This window comes from Dyadobacter sp. 22481, assembly GCF_052044875.1.
GTDB classification, from domain to species: domain Bacteria; phylum Bacteroidota; class Bacteroidia; order Cytophagales; family Spirosomataceae; genus Dyadobacter; species Dyadobacter endophyticus.
The window spans coordinates 253,148-270,872 of the sequence record NZ_JBQENV010000001.1; the positions used below are offsets into that span (position 1 = coordinate 253,148).

A 17,725-nucleotide genomic window follows, 5' to 3' on the forward strand; every position below is an offset into this window, starting at 1 on the left:
CCCGTGCCGTCCAGACATTATCTATTAGTTTCTAATCCATCATCAATGCGGTCGTTCTTTCGTGAAAAAGCACCCTCCGGTCAAACCGGAAGGTGCTTTTTCCAAAAGCTTGAAATTTATAACCCGAACCCAATGGCAAGCCCTTTTACTGGTCCGCTGAACGGGAACTTGTGCGTGGTCGCGCCGGTAGTCAGATCGACTGTATAAAAGCCGGTGTTGAGTCCCACTGTGAAGATGGCGTAACCTTTGCCGGAGATATTACCGATGTCGAAACCGAGGCCGGAACTTACATCGATGCCCAGCGCTTTCGGGTCGGCCATCACGCCGTTGTTGGGCGGTGTCTGTAAGTATAATGTATTCGATTGGCTGTCGATGTCGAAGAGCATCGTGGTAGTGGTGCCCGGGTAGCTGTTGGTATAGGCAACGCCGGTAATGAAGGGAGTCGGGCCTGCCATACCGATTTTGAGGGGTTGATCTACGGCTGTAACCCCGTCGCTTACGTTAATGCGAAGATTCTGTCCATTGTCGCTGACAACACGCAGGCGGTCGGCCACTGGATTGAAATCGACGCCAAAATAAGTTCCGCTCAGCATTACCGGGGTGTTGTCGGCCAGTTTCAGGCTTGCCAGCTCGGTCGCAGCTCCGCTTCCAAGGTCGATGCCGTAGATTTTGCTGTTGCTGCCGAGTGCGTACAGCCTGCCGTTAGCCGGGCGGATATCTATGCCTTGCAAGGTGACGCCTGGGATGGTTGGGATCGACTTAGTGCCGTATTCCATGCCGTTTTCAGGGTTGAAAATTTTCAGCATACCACTGTCGGTCAAAGCATAGGCGACAGGGAGCGGGGGGATAGTAATGCCGATAACATTCGTATTAGCAGGGAAATTGCCCAGTTTTTGAAGTTTGCCGGTAGCCAAATCGACAAAATCAAGCTCCCATTTGTCGTCGAATTTGACAGAGACAATTGGGTAAATATCAGAAGGGGTTATGTCGGGGGAGATATCGAATCCGCCTACTTCCTGGATGTTCAGGCCGAGTGGACCTACCGGCACTAAACCGCCGGGATTGGGAGGGTTTTGTATGTACAATATGTCTGTCGAAGGGTCGATGTCGTAAAGCGTCGTGCCCGCGCCCGCAGGAGCGGCGGTAACGCCCGCGCGACTGTTGGTGTAGGCCACCGCGCCGATCATCGGATTGTCATAACCATTCAATGGAGAGTCGCCCGGAACAATTGCACCCGTTTCAGGATGCAGGCGCAGATTCTGAGTCGAGCTGGTCACTACCCGGATGCGGTCGACGGTGGGGTTGAAGTCAAAACCGATATGACCGTTCAAAGTAGCGGCAATCGGAGCTGAGCCAATGCGGGTAGCCTTTCCTTCCTGGTCACCGGATTTAATATTCACCTGATAAAGGTTATTCATCGAACCGATCGCGTAAAGCTGTCCCGTGGCCGGGCGGAAATCGATGCCTTTCAGCATATCACCCTGTTCAAGACCGGTTACGGCAAAAGTGCGTAATGGCACGGCGGTGTTTCGGATGTTGATCTCATGCAACTGGTTGTTATCCGACAATGCGTAGAAGACCCTGTCGGGGAGTGACGGCCCGGAAGGCGGCACGCGGTGATCCTCGCAGGAATACATGGAGAACGAGAGAATGAAGCTAAGGGCGGCAACCACCGGCCTCAGGCGAAAGTTGAGTAATTTCATAGGAACGTGATTGAGTTATGTAGTTTGATAACCCACTTACGTCGCCAGCCGGTCTTTGGATTTATTGGTTATGTTAAATTTCGATTTATCCTAATTGTCTTGATGAATGTTAAAAGCGGGATGCTATGACTGAACAACAGATAACGCCCTGCGGATATTGATTTGAATGTTGACGGGACGTTGGGCTTTGCCGATGGAAATTGGATTATGAATAAAAAAATCCGTTGTACCTGTGACAACGGATTTTAAACTGCGATCAATTCGCTTTACTATACAACTCAATCAACCTTTTATGAATGGACCGGCAATAGCTAATACCGCATCCTTTGTCAACGGCTCGTCGAACGCTTCTGTAACAGCAGCGTCCGTTTTAGAAGCCAAACCTTTAATGTTCACCCCACCCTGGGTCATATTGTCTTCCCCGGCATAAATAGCCGGTACGGCTCCTTCTTTGCCTGTAATCCAGCCCTTCATGGCGGGCATTCCCAATAGCGTGGCCGCGAGTCTGCGGGCGACAGCCGCGTGGCGCGCCTCCACCGAGTGAACCTGTAATGCATATTCCAGAATCTGCGGGTCGGCGATCAAAACTCCGGCCTGGCCTTTGTAGGCCCGTACACCCGTATCTTCCAGCGCGCTTGAAACCGTCACAAAGGTGTTATAGTTACTGAATACGTCGGCGAATGCCCCTTTATAGGTAAAATCAAACATAGGTTTGGCAATAGCTTTCGCGCCAAGCGCTTTCACCAGAAAGGCGACGTGCTGCGACTCGTGTTTGCCGATCTGCATAAATATCGATTTATCCGATGCAGGGATCAAATTCGCTGCCGCCAGGCCTCCTTTGTAGAATTCGTCTTCCAGATATTCAAGTGTTAATGCATAATTAAGCACATCGATAGCCGCTGCCGACTGTGCAAATGCTTTATTTACAATCGCTGCAAATGCCGTTGGAATTGCGGCGGAAGCCAGCTTACTTCCGACCTTGCTCATGAAGTGGCGGCGCGATGCATATTCGAGTCTCCCCACGGCATCGCCGTCAATTTGCTGAAACTGATCTATAATTTTGAAAATATTCATTGTGTCTGATCCGGTTAGTGTGAATACGATTATTTACCTACGTTAGCACCATTAATTGTGTCTTTAACGTAGCCCTTGACTGCCGCAAGAATGTCAGCAGGCGCAACGGCCTTGTCCATGCCATTCAAATCGATGATGTCGTCACCGGCAAAATCGGCAGACTTGGGGTTGATCAGGTCACGGATAACTGCCGCGTGGCGTGCTTCAACGGAGACAATCTTTCCGGCCAACAGCAGGTAATTCGGGTCTTTAATCAGTTTTCCCGCGCCGTTGTATGCAGCTACGCCAGTATCTTCGAACAATTTGGCTGCACCCAGAACTGCTGTTCTGCTGCCAAAGTCGATTCCGTCGAAATTGGGAGTCAATCCTTTGATTGCGTTACCTGCCAATGCTGCCTTGAAAAATTCCCGGTGAACAATCTCGTGGTCACGGATCTCGGTTAGGATCGTCTTCTCCGCGTCGGTCATACCCGAAAAAGGCGAGTCTATCACCTTTGCGTAAAATGCCGCTTCAAGTTGTTCCAGTGCGTACGCATAATTGAGCACGCCGATATCCCCGGAGCCGAGGTCTACGGCGTCACTCATGCCAGGGATCTGGTGATCTTCCTTGGTACAGCCCGTTACAATCAACATAGTACCAAATGCTGTGGTCAGTCCCGCCGAACTTAAAAACAAACGTCTGTTGACCAGTGATGCCCCTTCTTCGTCTACTTCGTAGGAGCCGTACTTCTTGTTTGTGTGCATAATCTAGATCAGTAAAAGTTTAAGAGCTTGTTTCCCTTTCATTTTGAATGAGTTTCGGGGAGACATACGCCTCTTTTTTTACTTAAGATCAAGGCACGAAAAAAAATATTTTCCCTGGAAATCTATGTTTAATTCAATCATCGATATACGTTTTCTACGTATATCGACCAATTTTTATGGGTTTAAAGTGCTGTAAACTAGATAGTTAATAGTATTTTATTTGAAATTTGATGAAAATAAGTGGGTAAACTGATCTAATCGCCTGGCAACCCGCGTAGATTGGTCGTGTTGATCGATCACACACACTTTTTTTTCACTATCAAGATAACTTACACTATGAAAAAGCTACATTTTTTGACGGCACTCACCACATTGCTTTTTATCGGTACTTATTCGTTTGCGCAAGAGAAATCCGTAACCGTCGGGGGGGCACCTATGTACCCATCCAAAAACATTATCGAGAATGCAGTCAATTCCAAGGATCACACTACACTGGTAGCAGCCGTGAAAGCCGCGGGTTTGGTAGAAACCTTATCGGGCCCGGGGCCATTCACCGTATTTGCGCCGACCAACATGGCGTTTGATAAATTGCCGAAAGGAACGGTTGACATGTTGGTAAAACCAGAAAACAAAGAAATGCTGACAGGCATTTTGACCTACCACGTGGTAGCGGGCAACATGAGCGCCGCCGATCTGATGAAAGCTATCAAGGATGGAGACGGCAAAGCAATGTTGAAAACTGTGGGAGGAGGAGAGCTTACTGCCATGCAGAAGGGTAAGAAAATCGTGTTGACCGACGCCAAAGGAAACAAAGCGATGGTCACCATTGCTGATGTTTTTCAGTCTAATGGGGTAATTCACGTAATTGATACAGTGCTGATGCCCAAGTAAGATGGGCCGGGTTGAGCGTAGCGAAGCCGGTAGGAGAATTTCCTGCCGGCTTATCCTCCGATGATCTTTTTGCGATGCTCCATACCCCAATCGGTCAGGTTATTGATGATGGTCTTTAACGTAAGACCGTGCTCCGTCAATTCGTATTGGACAGTCACGGGTTGGGTGTCGAGCACCGTCCGTTTTACCAGCTGGTTGATTTCCAGCTCTTTTAATTCCTTGCTGAGCATCCTGTTGGAAATACCATCCACATCGTTGAGGATGTCGGAAAACCGCCGTTTATTATAATAGCAAATGGATGAAATGATCGAAACCTTCCACTTGCCGCTGAGCACGTCCATCGAATCCTGGACAGCCATCATTTCCTTTTTATGCTTATCGATCTGACGTGGTTCGCACTCCATATGTTACTTTGTTACCTGGATGTTACTGTTACTTTTCGACACAAAGTTACGAAAAGTAACTAACGTGACCTAGCTTTGTAATCCAAACTTAAATGGATTGAAAAAGTGAACAGATTAGCAAACAAAGTGGCCTTGGTGACCGGCGCATCCAAAGGCATAGGCGCGGCGATCGCCAAACAATTCGCAGCAGAGGGCGCAAAAGTAGTGGTTAATTACGCATCCAGTAAGGAAGATGCCGACAAGGTGGTGCAAGCCATTACCGAAAATGGAGGCAGGGCCATCTCTGTAAAAGGTGACGTATCAAAAGAAGACGATGTCGTGCGCATGTTCGAGGAGACGAAACATGCATTTGGTTCGCTGGATATTCTGGTCAATAATGCGGGGATTTATCAGTACGAGCCGATCGAACAGGTGTCGGCCGGGACCTTCCATCAACAGTTCAATATCAATGTATTCGGCTCCATTCTCGCTATCCAGGAGTCGTTGAAACTGTTTGGCGATGCTGGCGGCAATATCATCAATATCAGCTCCGAAGCAGGCCGCACGCCACTCCCGACCGGATCGGTGTACTCGGCCACCAAGGCTGCGCTGGATGCTATTACGATTTCATTATCCAAGGAATTCAGCGGCAAAAACATACGAATCAACTCCATTCTGCCCGGCGTGGTAGAAACCGAAGGCGCACGCAGCGCAGGCTTCATCGGTAGCGATTTTGAAAAAAAACTCATCGACACCACGCCGCTTGGCCGCACGGGACAGCCCGACGACATCGCCAAAGTAGCCGTGTTCCTCGCATCTGACGACGCAGCCTGGATTACCGGAGAAAAAATCTCCGTTTCGGGCGGTATTTACGGGCTGTAAATGCTCCCAAACTCGCTATTGATTTAATACAAAACACATGGACAAGCTAAAAAACAAAGTGGCCGTCATTACCGGCGGCAATAGTGGTATCGGCTTTGGTATCGCGGAAGCATTCAAAAATGAGGGTGCAACAGGTGCGATCACCGGACGAAACCAGACGACATTGAACCGCTCCGTCCAGGCATTGGGCAACGGATTTGTCGGTATACAGGGCAACGTTACCAGCCAGGATGATTTGGAAAATATCTTTCAAAAAACATCTGAAACATTCGGCAAGATCGATGTGCTGGTCGTGAATGCAGGCGGTGTGGTGGACGGCATGCCGATGGGCCCGATCAGCGATGTGACCGAGGAAGGCTACGATCGGTATATGGATTTAAACCTTAAAAGCGCCTATTTCACCGTTCAAAAGTCGCTGCCGTACCTGAACGATGGAGCGTCGGTCATCCTGATCGGATCGAGCGCCGCCCACCGCGCCGCGCCGGGCATGGCGATTTACAGTGCCGCCAAAGCGGCCATTATCTCGCTTGCGAAAGGCCTGTCGCTGGATTTGCTGGCCAGAAACATCCGGGTCAACACCCTTTCACCGGGCTCGATCGATACGCCTGTATTCGGCAAACTGGTTCCCGAAGCGCATTTGGAGCAGGTAAAGCAAGCCTGGATCGACATTATTCCAATCGGCAAACAAGGTCTTCCGTCCGACATTGGAAAGGCGGCGGTGTTTCTGGCCTCGACTGACTCGGCTTTTATTGTGGGAACGGAAATTCTCGCGGACGGTGGCATGACGAATATCAGTATGATGAAATGAGCAGTCGAGGATTCAGACTATTGTGCTGATTAATGGCCTGATGCGATCTGCCGGTTAATCCTGAATCTTAACAGGGATAAAAATCGTCGACCGGGCGGGATCGATGTCATATTTCGAAACCGATGTAATTTTAAGCGGCAGCATGTATTCGCCATTGGCAACTTTGCCTTTCAGCAGGTAATAGGAGAATGCCTGCTCGTCGTTCAGACTTGCGATCACAAAACTGCTTTCGTCAAGCTTATATGCCTCAGCGGGCAGGAGTTTGTGGGTTGTACCATTGGCGAGGTTGTAGGCCGCTAAGGCAGCCTCGCTTATTTCGACTTTATATCGCAAGTCTGTTTTGTTATGATAATTGGTTTGAAGAAAAGCGTAAAACCTTGATTCAGAAGGCGAATTTGCCAAGCTGACGGTCGAGGCATCGGGAGCAAGGCCTGCTGTTTTAAAATGAATGTAAGGACTCAGTATTTTGGGAACGACCAGGGAATAAAGCTGACTTTCCGCAGCAGGTTTAATCGTATTGGACGAAAGTCGGAAAGGTACGGCATACAGCAGTTTGGTTTCAGCCTGCAATGCTTCGATTCCGGCAGCATTAAATTCTATTTCAAAAGGGACGCTGTAATCTGATTTTCCCAGGGAAATGAGCGGTGTCTTAACCTTGTAGAGCTCATCCGGTAGTAGCGTATAGGTATCACCGTATTTGTCCAGGACCGACTTGTCGACACTGAGCGTAACCTCACCGCCCGTTTGTCCGGCCCCGCTTTTGATGACCCGAAGCTGGTAGGTGGAGTTTTCCCATTTGAATACTTTTTGCACATTTTCACCAAAATCGTTGAGTGAGACCTTGTCTTCGGCCATGTTATTCATGCGGCGATCTTCACAGGCTGATGCGACAATGGCGAGCAGGCAGATCAGGAGTAGTGACAGGCTGTTTGTATTGTTCATACGTGTAGGTCGGTTGTTCATGTGGCTACCATCCATAATTTTGTGTGAAGTTTTTCATTTCGTTCAACTGCTCCTGGTTAATAGGGAAGAAGTAATGTTTCTTTTCAAAAACCCTGGTGCCGGGAAATAATGTCGAGGAGCGCTTCCACGAATCGTCATAGTTGGTCGCAGCAACGTTTCTGGTATAATTGGGACCAACAAATTCCTTTTCTGCAATAAGCCATGTGCGGGCGTCGTGGTAGCGGTGCGATTCGAAGGCCATTTCTACCATGCGCTCTTTGCGGATCAACTCCCGCAGTAGCGACTGGTTCCCGATTACCTCCGGATATGCTACCTGTAAATTGTTCAATCCGCTCCGGTTTCTGACCTTATTGATGTAAAGCAAGGCATCCGCTTCATTCCGCTGCGGTTTTTCATTGCAGGCCTCGGCATAGCTGAGGTAGATCTCCGCCAACCTGAACATAGGCCAGCAGAATTGTCCCCATTGTCCGTTTTCGGTATTGTTATTCGGGTCACTCATTCTCCTGAACAGGTAGCCTGCCTTCACGCAATCTCCCGAAGCCTGGTAACCCGAAGTGCCGCCGGTATGAAATGTAACGACCTTGTCGCCGGCCCCGCGATTGTACCAGTTGAACCCATTGGCAAGAATGGAAGCATAAAAACGCGCATCGCGGCCGACCGTGCTGTTGTGCGCCCTGACGGGTTTCCAGTTGTCGACCGGATGGATGTAGCCGGGCGTAAAGCCTTCTTCGCGATAACCCGATTTCGGATCTATGACCGGATAGCCGTTCGCATCGTAACCCGTCACCGGATAGCGCCCGCTGGCCGCCATTGGATAAGTATCGACCAATTTGAGAGACGGCGAATATCCACCGTAACCCTCTTTGACCACTCTTGGTGGGTTGGCCCTCACGACCCATGCATTCGCGGCACCGAGCCAACGGCCCCAAATCACTTCCGAATTCCAGAATTTGAAAAATATACCCTGGTAAGATTTGATCGCCTTGCGCATGGGGTCTGTTTCGCTATTGTCCGTGTACAATGCGTACTGGTTCATGTCGATCAGCTCTTTCGCTGTTCGCGCGGCGGTTTCCCATTTTCCGGGATCGGCGTTTTCAGGAAAGATATGTTTACCTTCCTTGTTGACCATTCCTTTGAGAAACTCGGCGCCGTTGAAAAGCGGACGTGCGGCATAAAGCGTAGCACGGGTTTTGGCAGCGAGCACAGCCCCTTTCGTAACCCGTCCCGCCCAGGCGTCCTCGGTGATCGTTACGGGCAGGACGCTTATGCATTTGTCGAATTCCGACAAGATGAATGCGAAGTTTTCCTCCGTCGTGTGCCGGTCCACCGACTCCGGCCGTATGGAAATATCGGGATCCTTGTCTCCCCAGATATATACGGGACCATATTTCCGCAGCAGGTTGAAGTACAGAAACGCGCGGATAAAACGGGCTTCGGCCTTCATTACTTCCTTTTCGGCAGGGCCAATCTCCACGTTCTTATCGACATTATTCATGAAGATTGTCGCCTGGTTGATACCGGTGTAGCTATTTTTCCAGGTCACGTACGACGACGTGGTAGGTCCCCATGAGCCGTTGTTCATGTTGAGCCACGACACGCCCGACAACCAGGAGAACATGCCTTCGTCCGATCTGGGAACGACGGAGGCTTCGCCGCCAACCATGTCGGAGTCATCGGGCAAAAAGCTGTAAACCTGAGCAAGATAAGCCTCAGTAGTAGCCCTTTTATTGAAAGTTTCTTCGAGTGTAAGCGCATTCTTCAACTCTACCGAGAGGTAGTCGCTGCAAGACGAGAAGGCGATCACACTCAATAACAGGACAGATATGATGGAAAAGTTTCTCATGTTCGTGGTATTAAAAATTAAGACTTGCTCCGAAGCTTACCGTTTTCATTTGCGGGTAGATGTTCCCGAAGCTGGCATTCAGCTCGGGGTCCCATAGTTTGAATTTACTGAAAGTGAACAGGTTAACTGCTTGTGCGTAAATCCGCACGTTGGAGATTTTCGCCTTGTTGACAATCCGTTTCGGCACGGTATAACCCACTTCGGCGTTCTTTAATCGGATGAAGCTCATGTCCCTCTGATAAAAGGTAGACGCCTGCCGGTTGTTTTCATTGTAAGCCAGGGACATCCGCGCGTACTCGGCATTCGGGTTCTGGTTGTGCAGGCTCCATCTTTTCTCGGCCGCGTCGGCCAGGATCTGCCCGTTTACGAGGATACTTCCCTGAGGTCCTTGCACCGGGTCTCCGCCAATGATCCTGGTCACGTGCCCTGTTCCCTGAAAGAATGCCGACAGGTCGAATTGTTTATATTTGGCGCTCAATCCGAAACCATATGACAGTTCTGGCACGGTGGTCCGTCCGATGGCTATCCTGTCGTAGCTGTCTACCACACCATCCCCGTTGATATCCTTGAACTTGATATCACCGGGCACGACCGACCCGAACTTCTGGACGGGGCTTTGTTCAATATCTTCCACCGACTTAAATAGTCCCATTGAAACCAATCCGAATTGCTGATCGTAGGCTTGTCCCGCAATTTCCTGGTAGCCGTATATCGGGGTTGGTGAATCATTGTAAATCACCTTGTTGCGGTTGTAGGAGAAGTTGCCGCGGGCCGAAAGCAGCCAGTCGCCCTTCACATAACTGTATTCGACAGAGCCGTCCACGCCCCGGTTCGCCATTTGCCCCAGGTTCACATACTGCGCTACATTGATCCCCACCACCGATGGCACACTTTGTTGTAAAATGTAGATCCCGTCGCGGCGCTCGTTGAAATAATCGACCTGCAATTTTAGCTTATCCCAAATACCCAGCTCAAACCCGATATTGGTTTTGATCGCTTCTTCCCAGGCGACATTGGGGTTCCCCGGGTTTCCCGTGGCAATACCGGTAATGTATTTCTGGCCGGTTGTTCCAAAGGTGTATGAATTGGAATACTTCATTTCCGAGTTGTAGGCAAACCGGCGGTCGCCGCCAATCTGGTCGTTTCCGATATACCCGTGAGAACCCCGGAACTTCATCAGGTTAACCGCCGGGAACAGGTTCTGAAAGAATTTCTCCCTGCTCAGGTTATATCCGATGCCGATCGAGGGAAAGAAACCGAAACGGTGGGCAGGAGCGAAGTTCTCCGAGCCGTTGTAGCCGAAGTTGCCGTCGAAGAAGAGCTTGTTTTGAAAGGCGTAGGTCACCCGCCCCGCAATGCCGATGTTGCGGTAGGGGAACGCCTGGATGTAATCGCCAGGAAAATTGTTGGTATGTTCTCTTCTGGTAAATAGAAACAATCCTCCTATGCGATGATCGCCAAATGCATTGTCGTAGTTCAGCGACGATTCGAGATTGGTCGTTTTCGTGCCGCGGTTGGATCTCGCCAATGACAGATAATCGCTTCCGTCGGTGTTCTTATGGAGGATAAGCCGCCCGTTATCGTCACGGCCTGTTGCGTAGTAAGTCGCCGGATTTTTTCTTTTGTCCAGGGTCGATTCATTGGTCGCATCCCATGAAAACTTGATATTGAATTTTAAACCCGGCAGCAAAAAATCACCCAGGTCCTGCGTGAGGCTCATCAGCGACTGCGACGTATTCCAGAAATCCTGGGAATAGCCCGTGGAGTTCAGCGAATAGTAGGGATTGGCACCGACCAGCGGCTGGGCATGCGTACCATCGGAATAATAAGGCGGAATGGAAATAGGCGGCGTTGTCATTACCATTACATACATGGCATCCATGTTGACTCCCAGGCGATTCTTATTTTCGTAGGTATTCGACAGGTTAAGGCTTAATTCTGTGGATTTGGTAATGTCGACATCCAGGTTTGACCGGAAGGTGAATTTGTTGTAACTCACCGAAGGGTTGTACGACTTGCTGACGACCGGATTGAAAAGGCCGTTTTCATTGTAATACGAACCGGAAACATAATACCGGGCGATCCTACCGCCACCCGATACATTCAGGTTCAAGCGGTTGCTGGTTGTCGCGTCTTTGTAAATCGTCTTCATCCAGTCTACGTTAGGATAAAGGTCCGGATCTTCGCCCGAGAGATATTTCTGTTTGATATGATCGGGGAAAGGGGTGGATCCGTTTGCGTCATAACTGATGTCGTTATAGTAATCCATCCACTGGCTTGCATTGGCCAGCTTGGGCAACCTCGTGGGGGCAAGAAAGCCCCTTTCGTAGCGGACATTAATGGTTGGCTTATCAGAATATTTACCCTTTTTCGTGGTGATCAGGACAATGCCGTTTGCACCTCTCACACCATAAACGGCCGTCGCGCTGGCATCTTTCAGGATTGAAAAGGACTCTATATCCTCCGGGTCGACCAGGTCCATAGAGCGCTGGATACCATCTACCAGGATCAGTGGCGTGTTGTTGGCCCCGAAACTGCTGATGCCGCGAATCCAGAAACTCGACCCTGAGCCGGGTTCGCCGCTTCCCTGGACCGAGACGATACCCGCGATCTGACCGGCCAGCGCATTGCTCAGCTTGCTGACGGGTACTTTCAGGTCGCTTGCAGAAATCGTCGAAATCGCCCCAACGATACTTTCTTTCCGCTGGGTCCCGAACGCGACGACCACTACCTCGTCCAGGTTTTGATTGTTCGGGCGCAGGATCACATCGAGGGTTTTGCGGTTGGCAAGCTGTACTTCCTGGGTTACATACCCGACAAAGGAAAAAACGAGCGTTACGTCGCCTGCGGGTACCATCAGGCTGTAATTGCCGGACGCATCCGCCGATATTCCACGTAAAGTACCCTTCACCGTGATATTCACACCGGGAAGTACTTCCCCTTTTTCATCCGTAACACGGCCGGTAATAGGCACATCCGCGTTAGTTTTCGAAAATTCCCTGATCTTTCTCCCCATGAGCTCCAACGCCTTCACCGTGCTGCCCTCCGCCGGCTGACCGGAAATACCCCCCGGTGTTTTTTGTATCGGTGCAGGATTTATTTTTTCATCCAGCAGCACATAGGTGCCCTTCTTCACCTTCCTGAATCGTATCCCTGTGGACTCCAGCAGAAATTCCAGGTTGGCTTCGAAGGATGCCGATGGACGGATACTATTGGCCGGAACCATGATCTTATGCAGGATTTTCTCCTCAAAGAGCAAATCCACCTGATATTTGTCTTTAAGTATCAACAGCATATCTGCCAGCTCCTTCAACTGCGGCCTCGTGTCCGACTGGCGCGAAATCGTCTTCGAATCGGCAAGGAGCTGGCTCTGAACCGGATTTGGAATTGCGCCGCTTGCAAGACAAAGGCAGAAAAACCTTATCAGCTGTAACTTTAAATTCATAAATCGGCAGGTTAGGATGAAACAATAATTAAGGGTTAGGAATCAGTATGATCTTGTTTTCGGCCTTCATTATTTCAAAGCTGTACATATAGGACATGTTTGAAAGCAGCTCTTCGGCATTCTCTGCAGGGAATGAGCCCGTTGCGGTCCGGGCCGCGAGTTTGTTGTCGTTTATTTTCACTACCACCCCAAACACCTCGTGAATCTTCGCGGCGACTTCCCGCAAAGGCGTATCATGAAAGACAAACCGGTGTTGCTTCCATGCCGAGTGCTGCGCGAGTTGCGCTTCGGACAGTTTCTCAACCTTTATTTCTCCGCTTTTCCCGATGGTTGCACGATCTCCCGGCAGCATGGTAAGGGGCTTTTCGCCGGCATTTGAAGAAAGCTCGACCTTGCCTTTGTTGAGTACCACGTTAGTTTGCTTCGGATTTGTGTAGACGACAAACTCGGTCCCGAGTACGGTAATCAGGCTATTGTCCGCGTTGTGGACTTTAAAGTATTGGTGATCAATGGTATGTCGTATTGAGAACTCGGCTTCGCCTTGCAGGTACACATGCCGGGTGGCTTTGCCAAAACCCCATCTGGGGACTTTCAAGGTCGAATTTGCATTCAGGAATACGACACTGCTGTCTGCCAGACGAAACCTGTTCACCTCGCCAAAGGCAGTTTCGTAGGTGCGGTACATCAAAAAGTCCCTGCCCAGGTACGAGCCCAACCCCACTATGAACAGGCTGGCTGCCGCCCAGAGCATAACCGTCCTTATGGAAGCTTTCCTGGCGGGAAGTACCGGTTGATGTGGTGCAGGCTCATGCTCGCAGGCCAATTTCTCCGTAACTGCAAGCAAGGCTGCCGATGTATCGGGCTGAAACTGGAGCTGGCTCCTTTCCCATTCTTCCAGCCATTCAAAGTAGGTCTCCGCATTTCGTCCCTCGGCAAGCCAATCTGCTATTATTTGTTTCTGCAGAGTGGTTGCATCTCCCGAAAAGTAGGTGAAGACAGTATGTTTCGTCAATTCTGGTCTCATTTTTTAATCTTTTTAGCCATGGGGCAGAGGAATAGGGGACCTCTGTCGGCCCACAGATTCTGGGTTAAAACAATTCTGAAAGGCCCGCGATAATCATCAGGTTGTAGCTTCTGAGCGCTTTCCGCAGTTCGACAAGTGCTTTGCTGATATGTGCCTCGACGGCCTTTTTTGAGATCTGAAGCTTGTCGGCTATTTCCTGATAGGACTTTCCGCCGAAGCGGCTCATCAAAAAGACTTTCTGATTTTGAGCGGGAAACCCGGCGATAATCCGCTCGATTTTCATATAGAGTTCGTCAAACTCCATCAGACGGTCGGGCTGCATATGTACCGATACGAGCGTTGCGTCTTCAAGTTCCTCGGCTATTTCATTCCTTAATTCCCACTTCAGATAGCTGAAACATTTGTTTCGCACCGACACAAACAGGTAAGCGCGAAACGAAGTGGTGATATGCTCATGCACACTGTTTTTCCAAAACGATAAAAATGTTTCAGAAACGATATCCTCAGCTACCTCTTTGGAATATACGTACCTGACGGCATGGCTGCATAGCGGCGCGTAGTAGTGGCGGAATAACAGGTCGTATCCCTTTTTGACATCTGTTTGAAATACGCTTTTAATAAAAAACTCCTTGTCGACAGGCAACTCCGAACCTGTGTCCTGACTGTTTTCGGAATTTGCCTGCATCAAAATACTTTCCCGCAAAGGTTCAGTCAAACTCATATTCTGCGTCTTTTCCAAACTGACCAATATTTAGTATACCATTTGTTACAGAGACAGAATTTGATAACAATACCCTACCTGTTTTTGAGAAATAGGCAAAAAAAGTTGCCCGCCATCCGATTTTTTGAAAATAGTGCCTTACCCTCATAGACCTTTATCAAAAAATCCACCTGGTTGCAGAGTACCGGAAAGTGGTTGGATACGTGGGCCTGTCAATAAGTTATTGCTCGCGTAAAGTCTTCACGGGGTTCAGTAGTGAAGCTCTCAAAGCTTGAAAACTAACCGTAAGCATGGTGACAAGCAGCGCGCCCAGAAAGGTGGTGACGAAAATCCACCACGAAAGGTTCGTACGATAGGCGTACTGTTCCAGCCAGTCACGCATGATGGTGAAAGCAACAGGTATGGCTATGACGCAGGCGATCACGACCAGCATCAGGAAGTCTTTGGAAAGCATTTGCCATAAACTTCCAACGGACGCCCCAAGCACTTTACGAATACTTATTTCTTTTTGACGCTGCTCCGCAAAAAATAATGTTAATCCGAATAGGCCCAGGCAGCTAATGAAAATGGCTAAGGAGGAAAATATAGTTGAAAGCGTTCCGATGCGCTCTTCAGTGCTAAATTTCAGGTCGTATTCCTGGCTGGCAAAACTGTATTCGAATGGACTTCCGGGGTTATACTTTTTAAAAATTGCTTCCAGTCTAGCCAACGCCTGCCGAGCATCGAGAGATGGGTTAAGTCTGATGTGGATAAATGCCGCCCAATCTTCCTTAAGCATAAAGACGGTGGGTTGAATAGGCATAAAAGGTGACCCTGTGATCACATCGCTAATCATCCCGATTATAGTGTATTGCTCATTATTCCAATCGATTTTCGTGCCAATGGCATTTTTCAAACCCATGAATTTAGCGGCGCTTTCATTAATAACCATGCCAAGATTGTCAGTGGAAAAATTAGTTGAAAAATCACGGCCTTGCTTTAACTGCCAGCCAACCGTTTTCCCATAGCCGTGCGTGACGCCTACCGTTCCCAGGTCGCCTGGTTGATTAGGGTCTTTGCCGGGCCAGCTAAAACTCGCGTCACTGCTCCAAACCTCAGAGGTCGGGCTGGAAGATTTGCCTGCATGCATTGCTACGCCGGTATACTCTAATTCCTGCAAAAGGGCGCGCGAGTGATCTTGGAGGTCAGCGGTGTTGATAGCGATAGACAACAATCCGGCCCGGTCGAAACCGACCGGGCGATCTTTGGCATGCCGGATCTGGCGAAGCACGATCACCGTGCCGATCACCAGAGTGATAGACACCGTAAATTGAACCACCACCAATGCCTGGCGTGGCAAAGCTGCAAAGCGGCCAGCCCGAAAAGTGCCTTTAAGCACCTTAACCGGCCGGAAGCCCGATAAGTAAAGTGCCGGATAACTGCCGGCCAGCAATCCGATAAGGAAGGTAAAACCTACACCCAGCAGCCAGCTTTTTAAACTATGCCAGGGGAAAAGTATTTGCTTGTCGGCGATCTGATTAAATAAGGGTAAGGATATCTGCACGAGAAATAGGGCGATAATAGCGGCCATCGAAGCCATCAAAATCGACTCACTGAAAAACTGGGTGACCAATTGACTCCGTACCGACCCAACGACTTTGCGAACACCGACTTCTTTGGCGCGCTTCTGTGAACGCGCTGTGGCGAGGTTCATGAAGTTGATACAAGCCAGCAACATCACAAAAGCACCGATCAATCCAAACAGCCATACATACTGGATCCGGCCGCGCACAGGCCGGCCATTTTCCCACTCTGAATATAAATGCCAGCTGCTCATGGGATGAAGAAAGGCCTGGGGATCGAATCGCGCTTCATCTTTCGCGTGCCGGGCCTTGATATTCTTGATTTTAGCGTTTATCTGTTCAAAACTTTTGTCGTCGGCAATTTGCGCTAATAATAAGAATGAGTTGTTGCCCCAATTGGTCTCGGATCGTTTAACCCAGGTTTCTTCTTCCAGGAAAAACTTCCATGGAAGCAAAATGGATGCGTCCCGGAATTCAGTTGAATGGGGCAGGTCCTCGTACACGCCGACTACTTTGAAATGCTTCTTGTTGTCGACCCTGATGATTTTATTCAATGGATCCCCGCTGCCGAACAAGGCTTTTGCAACGGATTCAGAGAGCAATGCAGATGTGGGATTAGAAAAGTCCGCGGCCGTGCCCCGGAGCATTTTGAGCGACATCATCATGGGGAAATCCGGCTCGACACAATTACCTTTTCGGGAAATTTTCTTTTCACCAAATGCCAGTACGTAGTCCCTCGTCCAGGATGACGAAACGATGTAGGTGAAGTCACTGCCGTGATCGTTTTGCAGCGCCGTTCGCATGGGCAATGGCGTTGCAACGGTCGTATTGGTCACGCCATTGTAGGTCTGATGCTGCATAACGCGCGCAATGCGGTCGTAATGCTTGTGATATTTGTTGTAGGAAAGTTCGTCCCATATCCAAAGGCCGACTAAAATTGCCGTCGTCATTCCAATGGATAACCCGAATATGTTGATGAACGAATAGGTCCTGTTTTTGACCAGATTGCGAAAGGCGACCTTGATGTAGTTTTGTAACATATCTGTATGGCTGGGGTTTGGGTAGTGATTTGACTTCGACCTGAGAAGAGCGGGACGCATCAGACTCAACACATCCTGAATGTAACGCCACCTGGCCCTGCGCACGCCAGCGGACCTCACCCGTTCCTCGAACAGCTGATTCAGATCGTCCTCCAATTCATTAATCAGATATGCGTCACAGAACATCCTCAGAAGCAATGTAGCCCAAACGGGAGGAGTGGGACGGTCGCGTTTTGATTTTTTCATGACCACGCTATTTTTGGAATGGTGTCCCACATTTGGTTTCGGATCTGCCTGATTTCTTCCAGGGAACGACGGCCAAGCGCCGTGACCACATACAACCGCTTGCTGCGTCCACCTCTTTCACCCGTCACGCCACCGAATTCAGATTTGACCAAACACTTTTCCTGAAGACGATGCAAGGCAGTGTGCACGGAGCCCAGGCTCACCGTCCGGCCTATCTGCTGTTCAATTTCATTCACAATCGTCGCCCCGTACGAATCTCCGGTTCGTATGGCAACGGCCAGCAGCACGATTTCCTCAAACTCACCCAGGTAGGTCCCCTTCATAGTGTTTATTAGTTTCGTAAATGTCTGACAAATACTTTGCCATTTAAGAAATAGTGTAAATGATAGAGTAATGG

Annotated in this window: 14 protein-coding genes; 3 read left to right on the forward strand and 11 right to left on the reverse strand. The window is 49.5% G+C overall.

Features of this window, described 5'->3' with window-relative positions; translation table 11 throughout:
* Positions 1–116: 116 nt before the first annotated feature.
* The 3 genes from ACTJJJ_RS00975 to ACTJJJ_RS00985 form a co-directional block, all read right to left on the reverse strand.
* Positions 117–1,703 carry a DUF4394 domain-containing protein gene (locus tag ACTJJJ_RS00975; RefSeq protein WP_440701159.1) on the reverse strand — a complete coding sequence of 529 codons (1,587 nt, stop codon included), beginning with the start codon at positions 1,701–1,703 and terminating at the stop codon, positions 117–119.
* 282 nt (positions 1,704–1,985) lie between these two features.
* Positions 1,986–2,777 carry a ferritin-like domain-containing protein gene (locus ACTJJJ_RS00980; protein WP_188931622.1) on the reverse strand — a complete coding sequence of 264 codons (792 nt, stop codon included), beginning with the start codon at positions 2,775–2,777 and terminating at the stop codon, positions 1,986–1,988.
* 29 nt (positions 2,778–2,806) lie between these two features.
* Positions 2,807–3,520, reverse strand: a complete 714-nt coding sequence (locus tag ACTJJJ_RS00985; protein ID WP_188931620.1) for a ferritin-like domain-containing protein — start codon at positions 3,518–3,520, stop codon at positions 2,807–2,809.
* 336 nt (positions 3,521–3,856) lie between these two features.
* Between ACTJJJ_RS00985 and ACTJJJ_RS00990 the strand changes: the two genes are divergently transcribed.
* Complete coding sequence (locus ACTJJJ_RS00990) at positions 3,857–4,411, forward strand: fasciclin domain-containing protein (RefSeq protein WP_188931618.1); 555 nt, start codon at positions 3,857–3,859, stop codon at positions 4,409–4,411.
* 50 nt (positions 4,412–4,461) lie between these two features.
* Here ACTJJJ_RS00990 and ACTJJJ_RS00995 read toward each other — a convergent pair whose 3' ends face one another.
* On the reverse strand, positions 4,462–4,815 hold the full coding sequence (locus ACTJJJ_RS00995) for a winged helix-turn-helix transcriptional regulator (RefSeq protein ID WP_188931616.1): 354 nt from the start codon (positions 4,813–4,815) through the stop codon (positions 4,462–4,464).
* Between the two features lie 105 nt (positions 4,816–4,920).
* On the opposite strand from ACTJJJ_RS00995, the gene ACTJJJ_RS01000 reads away from it, so the two are divergent.
* Both ACTJJJ_RS01000 and ACTJJJ_RS01005 read left to right on the forward strand, forming a co-directional pair.
* Complete coding sequence (locus tag ACTJJJ_RS01000) at positions 4,921–5,676, forward strand: SDR family NAD(P)-dependent oxidoreductase (RefSeq protein ID WP_188931614.1); 756 nt, start codon at positions 4,921–4,923, stop codon at positions 5,674–5,676.
* Between the two features lie 37 nt (positions 5,677–5,713).
* The gene (locus tag ACTJJJ_RS01005) at positions 5,714–6,484 is read left to right on the forward strand and encodes an SDR family oxidoreductase (protein WP_440701160.1); all 771 of its coding nucleotides are present in this window, start codon (positions 5,714–5,716) and stop codon (positions 6,482–6,484) included.
* Positions 6,485–6,538: 54 nt separating this feature from the next.
* Here ACTJJJ_RS01005 and ACTJJJ_RS01010 read toward each other — a convergent pair whose 3' ends face one another.
* The 7 genes from ACTJJJ_RS01010 to ACTJJJ_RS01040 form a co-directional block, all read right to left on the reverse strand.
* Positions 6,539–7,426 (reverse strand): DUF1735 domain-containing protein, encoded by an 888-nt coding sequence (locus tag ACTJJJ_RS01010; RefSeq protein WP_426295182.1) that lies wholly within the window; start codon positions 7,424–7,426, stop codon positions 6,539–6,541.
* A gap of 25 nt (positions 7,427–7,451) precedes the next feature.
* The gene (locus tag ACTJJJ_RS01015) at positions 7,452–9,290 is read right to left on the reverse strand and encodes a RagB/SusD family nutrient uptake outer membrane protein (protein ID WP_440701161.1); all 1,839 of its coding nucleotides are present in this window, start codon (positions 9,288–9,290) and stop codon (positions 7,452–7,454) included.
* A 10-nt stretch (positions 9,291–9,300) separates the two neighbouring features.
* Positions 9,301–12,735: a SusC/RagA family TonB-linked outer membrane protein gene (locus ACTJJJ_RS01020; protein WP_440701162.1), complete on the reverse strand. Its 3,435-nt coding sequence runs from the start codon at positions 12,733–12,735 to the stop codon at positions 9,301–9,303.
* Between the two features lie 28 nt (positions 12,736–12,763).
* Positions 12,764–13,759: a FecR family protein gene (locus tag ACTJJJ_RS01025; protein WP_440701163.1), complete on the reverse strand. Its 996-nt coding sequence runs from the start codon at positions 13,757–13,759 to the stop codon at positions 12,764–12,766.
* 64 nt (positions 13,760–13,823) lie between these two features.
* Complete coding sequence (locus tag ACTJJJ_RS01030; RefSeq protein WP_426295178.1) at positions 13,824–14,480, reverse strand: RNA polymerase sigma-70 factor; 657 nt, start codon at positions 14,478–14,480, stop codon at positions 13,824–13,826.
* A 220-nt stretch (positions 14,481–14,700) separates the two neighbouring features.
* On the reverse strand, positions 14,701–17,328 hold the full coding sequence (locus ACTJJJ_RS01035; protein ID WP_440701164.1) for an ABC transporter permease: 2,628 nt from the start codon (positions 17,326–17,328) through the stop codon (positions 14,701–14,703).
* Entirely contained in the window at positions 17,325–17,651 is a 327-nt protein-coding gene (locus ACTJJJ_RS01040) for a PadR family transcriptional regulator (RefSeq protein ID WP_440701165.1), read from the reverse strand. The genes ACTJJJ_RS01035 and ACTJJJ_RS01040 overlap by 4 nt, the downstream gene beginning before the upstream one ends.
* Positions 17,652–17,725 lie beyond the last annotated feature (74 nt).

Coding starts and splice junctions, on each gene's coding strand:
- ACTJJJ_RS00975 (WP_440701159.1), bottom strand. CDS start 1,703: ATGAAATTACTCAACTTTCGCCTGAGGCCGGTGGTTGCCGCCCTTAGC.
- ACTJJJ_RS00980 (WP_188931622.1), bottom strand. CDS start 2,777: ATGAATATTTTCAAAATTATAGATCAGTTTCAGCAAATTGACGGCGAT.
- ACTJJJ_RS00985 (WP_188931620.1), bottom strand. CDS start 3,520: ATGCACACAAACAAGAAGTACGGCTCCTACGAAGTAGACGAAGAAGGG.
- ACTJJJ_RS00990 (WP_188931618.1), top strand. CDS start 3,857: ATGAAAAAGCTACATTTTTTGACGGCACTCACCACATTGCTTTTTATC.
- ACTJJJ_RS00995 (WP_188931616.1), bottom strand. CDS start 4,815: ATGGAGTGCGAACCACGTCAGATCGATAAGCATAAAAAGGAAATGATG.
- ACTJJJ_RS01005 (WP_440701160.1), top strand. CDS start 5,714: ATGGACAAGCTAAAAAACAAAGTGGCCGTCATTACCGGCGGCAATAGT.
- ACTJJJ_RS01010 (WP_426295182.1), bottom strand. CDS start 7,426: ATGAACAATACAAACAGCCTGTCACTACTCCTGATCTGCCTGCTCGCC.
- ACTJJJ_RS01015 (WP_440701161.1), bottom strand. CDS start 9,290: ATGAGAAACTTTTCCATCATATCTGTCCTGTTATTGAGTGTGATCGCC.
- ACTJJJ_RS01020 (WP_440701162.1), bottom strand. CDS start 12,735: ATGAATTTAAAGTTACAGCTGATAAGGTTTTTCTGCCTTTGTCTTGCA.
- ACTJJJ_RS01025 (WP_440701163.1), bottom strand. CDS start 13,759: ATGAGACCAGAATTGACGAAACATACTGTCTTCACCTACTTTTCGGGA.
- ACTJJJ_RS01030 (WP_426295178.1), bottom strand. CDS start 14,480: ATGAGTTTGACTGAACCTTTGCGGGAAAGTATTTTGATGCAGGCAAAT.
- ACTJJJ_RS01035 (WP_440701164.1), bottom strand. CDS start 17,328: ATGAAAAAATCAAAACGCGACCGTCCCACTCCTCCCGTTTGGGCTACA.
- ACTJJJ_RS01040 (WP_440701165.1), bottom strand. CDS start 17,651: ATGAAGGGGACCTACCTGGGTGAGTTTGAGGAAATCGTGCTGCTGGCC.